The organism is uncultured Marinobacter sp., assembly GCF_963974375.1.
GTDB lineage: Bacteria > Pseudomonadota > Gammaproteobacteria > Pseudomonadales > Oleiphilaceae > Marinobacter.
Genome location: NZ_CAXBDN010000170.1, coordinates 1 through 9,356 on the forward strand (window position 1 = coordinate 1; position 9,356 = coordinate 9,356).

The following is a 9,356-nucleotide window of genomic DNA, read 5'->3' on the forward strand; positions in this document are numbered from 1 at the left end:
GGTGGGCATGTACATCAGATCCCCCTCGTCCAGGGAGGCAGTGATATTCCAGTGACAGTTCACGAGAGCCCGTGCATCACCTACGGCTAAGGCTTCTTGGTCTTGCCCAAACCTGAGCTGGACCTGCCGATGATCTTTGTGAGTCGGCTCAATCGCGGAATAAACCTTGGCACTTCCTGCTGATAGGCCCGGTACTCCTTACCGAACCGCTCAATGACCTGTCGCTCTTCATGCCGTGCGAGCAAGCTGTAGGCAAGGACAATGATGGGAAACAGACTGACGGAGAACAGCGTCGGCCAGTGCACAATCCCCTCCCCGAACAGGATGAGAAAAAGGCCCGTATACTGCGGGTGCCTCACCAAACCATAGAGCCCATTCGTTGCAAGACGCCCTTGTTGGTGTGCACGATGAAGTTCGCGCCATCCCTGCAGAAAAATACCGATGCCAATCACAGCAACAGTATAGCCAAGCAACATTGAGATAAGCATGCCCACTTCGCCGACACCAAGCAGCGAGGACCAGAGATTCGCGCTGAGGTTACTACCGTCCAGATCGAAGAACCGCACGAGCAAATAGACAGTGAGAGGGAAGCCGTACATCTCCGCATACAATGCGATTATGAACGCCTGCACCACCCCGGCACTGCCCCACTCCTGCCATGTTCTGGGAGCGAGCCAACGATACATGACCCAGGAGATCAGCACGATCATGATCGCCGCTATGCCCCAGGCTCCCGAATGACCAATAGTTTCTGTCATGTTAGGTTTTCCCTGGCTGTCGCCACCTCCGCTTTATTGATCGGTTGACGTCTTGACCTGGCAATTAATGCAAGGCCGCCAAGGATCATCGGCAGGGTCAGCAGTTGCCCCATGGTCACCCAGCCGAGGGCGATGAACCCCAGTTGCGGGTCGGGGAGGCGAACAAACTCGACCGCAAAACGGAAAATTCCGTAGAGCAACAGGAACAGGCCGGACGTTGCGCCCATCCGACGAGGGTGGCGTGAGAACCACCACAGCACTACAAACAGCACAACACCTTCCAGGGCAAACTCGTACAATGACGACGGGTGACGTGGCGCCGACCCCATATTCGGGAACACCATGGCCCAGGGCACGTCGCTGACCCGCCCCGGGAGCTCGTGGTTGATAAAGTTGCCAAGGCGCCCCGCCCCCAGGCCAATTGGCACCAGTGGCGCTATAAAATCCGTGAGTTGGAAAAAACGCAGGTTCTGCTTGCGGGCGAAGACCAAGGCTGCAATCAGGACGCCGGTCAAGCCGCCGTGAAAACTCATGCCCCCTTCCCAGACCTTGAACAGCCAAAGCGGATTGTCTGCCAGCTTGTCAAAACCGTAGAAGAGCGCATAACCGACGCGGCCACCGAGAATGACGCCCATCGCGCAGTAGAAAATCAATGTTTCAACAGCGTCTGCGTTCAACCCGAGTCGATGAGCCCGACGACGCCCCAGCCACCAGGCCGCGAGAAAACCGACAAGGTACATCAGGCCGTACCAATGGATTTTCAGTGGGCCCAGTGCAATGGCTACCGGGTCGATTTGAGGATACTGAAGCATAAGCTTCCCTGATTTCGTGTGTGAACGTGCGTTAGGGTTTCAATCAGTAACACGTTCCGCTCCATTGGCTGTCTCCTCCAATCGTTGCCTGGCAACAGCGATACCGCTGCGCATGGCCTGTGCGGACTCGTTATCGCCGAAGCCCGCCAATGCCCGGCGCCAGTAATTGATCGCCTGTTCATAGCGGCCGTCGTCAAAGGCCTCGACCCCCAGTATGCCCAGCGCCGTTGGCTCACGTGGATCCTTGTCGAGTATTTCGTCGATCAGCGCATGCACTTCATCGGTCAGGCTGCGCCCGGCCACAAAGAATTTTATCTGAGCCAGTTGGGCCAGAAGATCTACTCTGCGGCCTTCCAGTTCGATCAGTCGTTCCAGGGCGTCAATCGCCTGACCCGGTTGACCGATCTTCTGGTAAAGCGGAAACAGCAAGGACCAGACCTTGGGATTATCCGGCTGAGTCCCGGCTTCCTCTTCGAGCCGACCAACCAGGGTTTTCATTGAGGCACCGGGCGTGTTGAGCACGTCCTGCTGGGCGGCATGCAGCGCCAGATCGCCATCGGCACCCAGCCATCGATAGCCGATCATGCTGGCAGCCATGACTGCCGTTATCACCAGTGGAATCATCAAACGTCCTGACAGGGGGCGCCTGAGAGGCATTCGGCGATGGGCCTCGGTGTCCTCCAGCAGATTGCGGTCCAGCTCGTGGCGGCCTTCTTCAAAACGGGCGACGTCAATCTCGCCGCGATCGCGGGCGCTTTTCAGGGCTGAAAGCCGGCGTTCATAGACGGCCAGGTTTTGCGCCTCAGCGTGATCATCGGCCTCAAACCGCTGCTGCCAGTCATGGATCGCCCTTGCTCTTCGCAACGGTAGACTCAGGAACCACAGCGCTATAAGCAACAGTGTGCCGATACTTAACCAGAGCATAGTCATTCCGACCTCTCACGATGACGATGAATCAAAGAGGACAGGCGGGTACGCTCCTCCTCGGAGAGCGGCCGCACTCGCCGGTGCCTGCGTGCCCGGACAAAGGCAATCACAACCAGGGCGCCTCCTGCTACCAGCGCTGCCGGCAATGCCCAAAGCAGCCACGTGCGCCCGTCAAGGCGCGGATTGTAAAGAACGAACTCGCCAAAACGATTAGCCATGAAATCAAGAATTTCCTTATCCGCACGCCCCTCATGAAGCATCAGCGCTACCCGCTCCCGCATGTCCGCCGCCACCGGCGAATCGGAGCTGTCGATGGCTTGAGCATCACATTTAGGGCACCGCAATGACGCCGTAAGGTCGCGATAACGCTCCGCCATCACCGGATCCTCGAAATGACGCGCATCAATTGCCGTATCCGCCATCGACTGGAACGAGGCCATCAAAAGCACGATGACCACACAGCAACGGATCTTCAGGGTTAGCGCCATTTCTCTACCTCCATCATGACTTCATCCACCTGGGCGGGCGTTATGTACCCAACGTGCTTGTATCGAACGATACCGTCTGCGTCGACCAGGAAGGTTTCGGGCACGCCATACACGCCAATTTCAAAACCCAGGTCACCGGCAGGATCGAAGATGTTGACCTCGAAAGGTTTTCCGAACTCTTCGAGAAACTGTCGCCCCAGGTCACGGGCGTCTTTATAGTTGATGCCCACCATCTGAATGCCGCGCTCGGAGAGCGCCAGTAGCTGGGGCATTTCCTCCTTGCAGGTCGGGCACCAGGATGCCCAGACATTGACCAGAGATATCTGCCCGCGAAGCAGGGATTCATCCACCTCGGTATCAGGGTCCTCCAGCGTCGGGAGCGTGAACGCGGGAAACGCCTGGCCTATCAGGGCTGACTCGCGAGCACTGGGATCCAGCGAAAGCCCCCGGTACAAAAAGAAGGCCAGGCCAAGGAACACCACAAACGGAAGCAGCAGCAACAGGCGACGCATCATGCGCGAACCTCGCGTGCCGGCCTCATCGATTCGCGGTCAGCTGCGGCTGCACGGCGGCGACGGTAGCGACGGTCTGCCACGGCCAGCACGCCCCCGGAGGCCATCAGCAGCGCACCCAGCCAAAGCCAGCGTACAAATGGCTTGACCTGTAGGCGCATTGCCCAGCTGCCGTCGTCCAGTTCCTCCCCCATGGCCACGTAAAGGTCCCGCAACAGGCCGGGGTCGAGTGCGACATCGGTCATCGGCTGCCCTCGGGCAATGTACAGGCGCTTCTCCGGGTACAGGGTGGTGACAATCCGGCCTTCACGGGCAACCTCGATGGTCGCCGTATCGGCGAGGAAGTTGGGCCCCCGACGCTCGCCCAGTTCGGTCAGCGTAAAATCGTACCCGCCCAGATTCACCTGCTCACCGATATCAAGCCGCACATTACGCTCCATGGCGTAGTTCGACACCATCACCACGCCCACGATGGTGACGGCCAGGCCCACGTGGCCGACCACCATGCCCCAGTATGAAGGGGTCAACTTACGCAATCCGGACAGCGCAGAGGACGCATTGCGGACTTTATCAAACAGGTCGCGCACCAACGCCAGTACTACCCACAGGGCCGCCACCATCCCCAGCGCCACGGCGACATTCCACTGGCCGTTGTAAAGAAACGGTATCGATATCGCAATCGCCAGTGCGGCCAAGCCCGCCCCCAGTAGTCGCCGGAACAGCTCCCGACCGGGCATCTGCTTCCAGCGTGAGACCGGCCCCAGCCCCATAAAGGCACACAGCATGACGGTCAGTGGCACGAACAGGCTATTAAAGTAAGGCGCGCCGATACTGACCTTGCCCAGCCCGAGTGCATCCAGGATCAAGGGGTACAGGGTGCCCATCAGGACCGTGATCGTCATGATGACCAGCAAAATATTGTTGATCAGCAACAGAGCATCCCGGGAAAGCCAGCTAAAGCCCGCATTGGCGCTCATTCGCGGCGCCCGTAGCGCAAAGATCAAAAGCGAGACGCCGACCGTTATTCCCAGCAACGCCAGAATGAAGAGCCCCCGAGATGGATCATTGGCAAAGGCATGAACCGAGGTCAGTACCCCTGAGCGCACCAGGAAGGTGCCCAGTAACGAGAGTGAGAACGTGAAAATCGCCAGCAGTGCCGTCCAGCTCTTGAACGTGCCGCGTTTTTCCGTGACCGCCAGTGAATGTATCAGCGCTGTCCCGCTCAGCCAGGGCAGGAGCGATGCATTTTCCACCGGATCCCAGAACCACCAGCCGCCCCAACCCAGCTCATAGTAGGCCCACCAGCTACCCAGAGCGATGCCGAGGGTCAGAAAGGCCCAGGCAATGTTGGTCCACGGCCGAACCCAGCGCGTCCAGGCCGCATCGAGACGCCCTTCGATCAGCGCAGCGATGGCAAAAGCAAAGACCACTGAAAAACCCACATAGCCCATGTAAAGCATCGGCGGATGGATGATCAGGCCAACATCCTGCAACAACGGATTCAGATCGGCACCGTCGGCTGGCATGCCCGGCAACAGGCGATCAAAGGGACTGGACGTAACGACGATGAAAAGCAGGAACCCTGCGCTGACGACACCCAGAACTCCCAGAACCCGTGCCAGCATATCCCGTGGCAACTGGCGGGAAAACAGACTGACGGCAAAGCCCCAGCCACTGAGAATCAGACTCCATAACAGCACCGAGCCTTCATGAGAGCCCCAGACGGCGGTGAACTTGTAGTACCAGGGCAGCATCGAGTTGGAATTACGGGCCACATAATCCACGCTGAAATCATCCAGAAGAAAACTGGCGGTCAGGCTGGCATAAGAAACCAGTAGAAAAACAAATTGCCCCCATGCCATGGGCTCTGCAAATGCCATCCACAACGGGCGCCGGGTGGCGGCTCCCAGCAAGGGCACGGTCGCCTGAAGCAGCGACAGGCAAAGTGCAATCAATAACGCGAAGAGACCAACTTCAGGGATTGTCAGGGTAAGCATTTCGGGGCCGTGTTCGGTTGCGGGTTCGGCGATGACCGAACCTATCGGTGAAGGTTTCTCAGGTATTGCTTCGTCAGCCAGCCACAAGGCCAGCTGACGAATTCTCTATTACTTCCGACCAGGTTGGCGGGTAACGCGCAGATACGGTGTCTGCTCATCCCATCCGTCGGGGAAGCGCTCTTTGGCCTCTTCGTTGGAGAGCGACGGAACGATGATCACATCCTCGCCATTCTTCCAGTCCACCGGCGTGGCCACTTTGTGGTTGTCGGTCAGTTGGAGCGAATCAATGACGCGCAGGATCTCGTCCAGATTGCGCCCGGTGCTGGGCGGATACGTCAGCATCAGACGGATTTTTTTCGCGGAATCGATAATGAATACCGTTCGAACAGTCACCTTGGGATCGGCTTTTGGATGGATCATTCCGTACTGGTCGGCAACCACCTGATCCTTGTCTGCCAACAGGGGAAAATTGAGCCCCTTGCCCTGGGTTTTCTCGATATCCTTCGCCCAGTCTTTATGGGAGTCGAGCGGGTCGACAGATACCCCGATCAGCTTCACACCGCGACTGGCGAACTCGTCCTTACGCTTCGCGAAGGCACCGAGCTCTGTGGTACAGACGGGGGTGTAGTCGGCGGGGTGTGAAAACAGTACGGCCCAGTCGTCTCCCAGCCACTCATGAAACTGAATGTTTCCCTCGGTGGATGCGACGGTGAAATCGGGAGCGGTTTCTCCAAGTTGCAATGTCATCGTTTCATTCTCCTTTGCTTTGGCTGTCGTTCTCGGTTCGTCAGTACAGACGATATCTTTAAAGTCAACTTTAAGGTCAAGGCGTTTGTCAGATGTTTTTTAGCCTGATCCATCGAGCTCGACGTTCGTGCCCGATTTTTCGGGTATGAAACTGACATAGAGGAAAAGCACGGTGCCCAGCACAATGGCGATATCGGCAAGGTTAAAGGCTGGCCAGTGCCAGGATTGCCAATAGACATCAAAGGAATCCACAACATAGCCACGAAATATCCGGTCAATCAGGTTGCCCACGGCACCGCCAAGAATAAGGCTGTACGCGATGGCTTCTCCCCTGCGGCGGCACTGAAGAATCAGCCCGATCAGTACAATCGAGACAACTACCGCGATTGTGATAAGAAAGTATCGCTGCCAACCTCCGCCATCGGCAAACAGGCTGAATGCGGCGCCGGTGTTCCAGACATGAACCCAGTTAAAGAACGGGGTCACCGGAATCGATTCGCCATACGCCATTGACTGCTGGACCAGCCATTTTACAACCTGATCAGATGCCGCAATCAGGCCCGAAATCGCCAGCAGGCTATACGGCAAGAGTTTTTTGGTAACGATGGACATTGTTTAACCCTTAAGCGCCAGGATGCGCCTGGCCCCGTTGAGTACGATAACCCCCGCAATGCTGCCGATGATCAGGTCCGGGTAATTGGAGCCAGTCCACGCGACCAGGGCGCCAGCGGTAATGACCCCCAGATTGATGACCACATCGTTGGCTGAGAATATCCAGCTCGCCTTCATGTGCGCCCCACCCTCCCGATGTTTGGATATCAGCAGCAGACAGGTGGTATTGGCGATCAATGCAATGAACGCAATCCCCATCATTACCAGCGACTCCGGCTCACTGCCGAAGACAAAGCGCCTCACCACCTCTGCAAGTACGCCTACAGCCAGTATCAGTTGGAGTACGCCCGCGAGATGCGCCGCACGCACCTGCATTTTCACGCTGTGCCCAACCGCATACAGGGCGAGCCCATACACGGCCGCGTCGGCGAAATTGTCCAGGGATTCTGCAATCAGTCCGGTAGACTGGGCGATCAGGCCGGCCGTCATTTCCACCGCAAACAGGACGGCATTGATACCGAGCAACCAACGCAGGGTGCCGGACTCCTGCTCGGCCGAGATAGCCGTACCCCCGAGCGCCTTGATTGATTCAGGGTCGGCAGCGGCCGTTTCCTGAAGCGAAGCTCCCAGCCCGAGGGTCGCCAGCTTCGCGGTGATAGGCTCAGCCTCGCCATCGTGCACAACCTTCAACTGCCGATCAGACAGCTCAAAGGACAGCCCGCGAATGTCTTCAAAACCGTTCAGGGCCAGGCGAATCATCCGTTCCTCCGAAGGACAATCCATCTTCGGTACGGTATACACACTGATCCAGTTGCCGGACGCTTCAGAGGCCTTCGACCCGGTGTTACCCTCTGCGGGTGTTGTGTCGCAGCCACAGGCGTCTTCACAGGATTTACTCATGATACGGCTCCACTTGCGTATTGTCGGATTATGATTTAAAACCATATAGCCACTATAAGGTCAATAGAGCAGATACCATTTGTTGAGGAGACACCCGATGCGCATTGGTCAGTTGGCGCGGTCCGTAGGGGTTGACACCCAGACCATCCGTTTCTATGAGCGAGAGGGCTTGTTACCACCGCCGGATCGTCAGGACAACGGCTACCGTATTTACACTGAACGGCATGTTGAGCGACTGGCCTTCATCCGGCGCTGCAGAATACTTGAGCTGTCACTCGCTGAAATTCACGAGTTACAGCGTTATCAGGGCGCGCCCCATCAGCCTTGCAGGGCCATCAACACCTTGCTTGATGATCACATCGCTCAGGTACGGTCTCAGATAACCGATCTGCAGGTACTGGAGAAACAACTTGTGTCGCTGCGAGCGAGTTGTAACGATGATCGGGAAATTGAGGCCTGTGGGGTTCTCGAAGGGCTCAGCGAAGGAAGCATGCAGTAGTAGCTTGAAGCATTACGCACCTGCCTTTTCAATTGCGTAAATCCAGTCAGTCCGGAACCCCTTCAATGGTGCGGGTCATCAAATCCACCATGGCCGGGCTGTCCCATTCCGCGGCACCGACCAGACGGCCAATTTCGCGACCGTCGTGATCAATCAGCAGCGTTGTAGGAACACCTTCTATGCCCAGTGTTGAGGTCGCCAGTGTCGACGGATCAATATAATGGCGAAGATGTTGGATGCCTGTTTTCCGGTAGAATTTCTCAACAACACTGATGCCTGCGTGGTCAACGGACAGCGCGACCACTTCAAATTGCTCGCCGCCCAGTTGAGCCTGAAGTGAGTCCAGCGTCGGCATTTCCTCACGGCAAGGCAGGCACCAGGTCGCCCAGATATTGAGCAATATCGCCTTACCCTTAAAGTCAGCCAGTGTCAGCGGCCTGCCGACTTCGTCTTGAAAAGCCAGCTCGGGCAGAGTGCGAGGAGACTCCCAGATCAGGAACCCCTGGGGCCCCACGGACTTCGGAACCTTCCCTGCAGCCATAACTGGAGCGGCTATGGAAATAGCAAGCGCGAAAAGGACTACGGCGATTCCCCGGGGCGGCAGATATGCGCTGGTGACTCATTGGACATTACTCCTGATTACAGTGGTCGGTTTGTTGCCGGCATGGTGCCCCACGCGTTACTCACTCTGTAACAGCTCTTCAATTCGCCCGTGCAGTCGGCCCCAGAACCCATCATCGGCTGCCGCGTTGGGGCCTTTGGCAATGGCCGTCAGGTAGGTCACCAGGTGTTCAGGCTTGAATTTCAATCCATGGAACCGGGCCCGCATCTGCCCTTCCGGGTCAATCACGTGGGTTACCACACCATGGACCTGTACACCCTCACCCGTATCCCTGAACTGAACGCCGTAGGCTTTAGCAAGTTCTGGTGTCAGTTCAGGTGGTTCCATCCTGGCTCGGTAGAGGAATTGCCAGTTGCGGGGGTTCAGGTCGAAATTGTCGCCATACGCGCGCATGTTGTCCCGGGTACCGGCAATATCCTCGCGATCAGTGGCAATGGTGATGAACACCACCTCTTCACTCAGCCCTTCTTCTTCAACCCCGG

The 9,356-nt window shown here is 57.3% G+C and carries 11 protein-coding genes and 1 pseudogene; 1 reads left to right on the forward strand and 11 read right to left on the reverse strand.

What is annotated here, in order from left to right; all coding sequences use genetic code 11:
* Window positions 1–86 precede the first annotated feature (86 nt).
* The 9 genes from AAC035_RS14050 to AAC035_RS14090 all read right to left on the reverse strand — a co-directional run bounded on the left by AAC035_RS14050 (window position 87) and on the right by AAC035_RS14090 (window position 7,753).
* Window positions 87–758, reverse strand: coding sequence for an isoprenylcysteine carboxylmethyltransferase family protein (locus AAC035_RS14050; protein ID WP_339805205.1), 672 nt, complete (start codon window positions 756–758; stop codon window positions 87–89).
* Entirely contained in the window at window positions 755–1,570 is an 816-nt protein-coding gene (gene lgt / locus AAC035_RS14055; RefSeq protein ID WP_339805207.1) for a prolipoprotein diacylglyceryl transferase, read from the reverse strand. Before lgt ends, AAC035_RS14050 begins: the two co-directional genes overlap by 4 nt.
* Before the next feature lie 39 nt (window positions 1,571–1,609).
* The gene (ccmI, locus tag AAC035_RS14060) at window positions 1,610–2,494 is read right to left on the reverse strand and encodes a c-type cytochrome biogenesis protein CcmI (RefSeq protein WP_169054510.1); all 885 of its coding nucleotides are present in this window, start codon (window positions 2,492–2,494) and stop codon (window positions 1,610–1,612) included.
* A 2-nt stretch (window positions 2,495–2,496) separates the two neighbouring features.
* A complete protein-coding gene (locus AAC035_RS14065) occupies window positions 2,497–2,985 on the reverse strand; it encodes a cytochrome c-type biogenesis protein (protein ID WP_011784903.1) in 489 nt (162 codons plus the stop codon).
* Window positions 2,976–3,500 carry a DsbE family thiol:disulfide interchange protein gene (locus AAC035_RS14070; protein WP_011784902.1) on the reverse strand — a complete coding sequence of 175 codons (525 nt, stop codon included), beginning with the start codon at window positions 3,498–3,500 and terminating at the stop codon, window positions 2,976–2,978. Before AAC035_RS14070 ends, AAC035_RS14065 begins: the two co-directional genes overlap by 10 nt.
* On the reverse strand, window positions 3,497–5,494 hold the full coding sequence (locus tag AAC035_RS14075) for a heme lyase CcmF/NrfE family subunit (RefSeq protein WP_058089887.1): 1,998 nt from the start codon (window positions 5,492–5,494) through the stop codon (window positions 3,497–3,499). Before AAC035_RS14075 ends, AAC035_RS14070 begins: the two co-directional genes overlap by 4 nt.
* A gap of 108 nt (window positions 5,495–5,602) precedes the next feature.
* Entirely contained in the window at window positions 5,603–6,241 is a 639-nt protein-coding gene (locus AAC035_RS14080; protein WP_058089838.1) for a peroxiredoxin, read from the reverse strand.
* Window positions 6,242–6,340: 99 nt separating this feature from the next.
* Window positions 6,341–6,853, reverse strand: coding sequence for a signal peptidase II (gene lspA, locus AAC035_RS14085; RefSeq protein ID WP_339805214.1), 513 nt, complete (start codon window positions 6,851–6,853; stop codon window positions 6,341–6,343).
* A 3-nt stretch (window positions 6,854–6,856) separates the two neighbouring features.
* Window positions 6,857–7,753, reverse strand: a complete 897-nt coding sequence (locus AAC035_RS14090; protein WP_339805215.1) for a cation transporter — start codon at window positions 7,751–7,753, stop codon at window positions 6,857–6,859.
* Between the two features lie 97 nt (window positions 7,754–7,850).
* On the opposite strand from AAC035_RS14090, the gene cadR reads away from it, so the two are divergent.
* Window positions 7,851–8,252, forward strand: coding sequence for a Cd(II)/Pb(II)-responsive transcriptional regulator (gene cadR, locus AAC035_RS14095; protein ID WP_008173755.1), 402 nt, complete (start codon window positions 7,851–7,853; stop codon window positions 8,250–8,252).
* A 46-nt stretch (window positions 8,253–8,298) separates the two neighbouring features.
* Here cadR and AAC035_RS14100 read toward each other — a convergent pair whose 3' ends face one another.
* Both AAC035_RS14100 and AAC035_RS14105 read right to left on the reverse strand, forming a co-directional pair.
* Window positions 8,299–8,766, reverse strand: coding sequence for a TlpA disulfide reductase family protein (locus AAC035_RS14100; RefSeq protein ID WP_339805217.1), 468 nt, complete (start codon window positions 8,764–8,766; stop codon window positions 8,299–8,301).
* 165 nt (window positions 8,767–8,931) lie between these two features.
* Window positions 8,932–9,356 (reverse strand): annotated as a pseudogene (locus AAC035_RS14105) (SCO family protein); the annotation flags it as partial.

What these genes read in the sequence shown, in the direction of transcription:
- AAC035_RS14050 (WP_339805205.1), bottom strand. Translation starts at nt 758, where the DNA reads ATGACAGAAACTATTGGTCATTCGGGAGCCTGGGGCATAGCGGCGATC.
- lgt (WP_339805207.1), bottom strand. Translation starts at nt 1,570, where the DNA reads ATGCTTCAGTATCCTCAAATCGACCCGGTAGCCATTGCACTGGGCCCA.
- ccmI (WP_169054510.1), bottom strand. Translation starts at nt 2,494, where the DNA reads ATGCTCTGGTTAAGTATCGGCACACTGTTGCTTATAGCGCTGTGGTTC.
- AAC035_RS14065 (WP_011784903.1), bottom strand. Translation starts at nt 2,985, where the DNA reads ATGGCGCTAACCCTGAAGATCCGTTGCTGTGTGGTCATCGTGCTTTTG.
- AAC035_RS14070 (WP_011784902.1), bottom strand. Translation starts at nt 3,500, where the DNA reads ATGATGCGTCGCCTGTTGCTGCTGCTTCCGTTTGTGGTGTTCCTTGGC.
- AAC035_RS14075 (WP_058089887.1), bottom strand. Translation starts at nt 5,494, where the DNA reads ATGCTTACCCTGACAATCCCTGAAGTTGGTCTCTTCGCGTTATTGATT.
- AAC035_RS14080 (WP_058089838.1), bottom strand. Translation starts at nt 6,241, where the DNA reads ATGACATTGCAACTTGGAGAAACCGCTCCCGATTTCACCGTCGCATCC.
- lspA (WP_339805214.1), bottom strand. Translation starts at nt 6,853, where the DNA reads ATGTCCATCGTTACCAAAAAACTCTTGCCGTATAGCCTGCTGGCGATT.
- AAC035_RS14090 (WP_339805215.1), bottom strand. Translation starts at nt 7,753, where the DNA reads ATGAGTAAATCCTGTGAAGACGCCTGTGGCTGCGACACAACACCCGCA.
- cadR (WP_008173755.1), top strand. Translation starts at nt 7,851, where the DNA reads ATGCGCATTGGTCAGTTGGCGCGGTCCGTAGGGGTTGACACCCAGACC.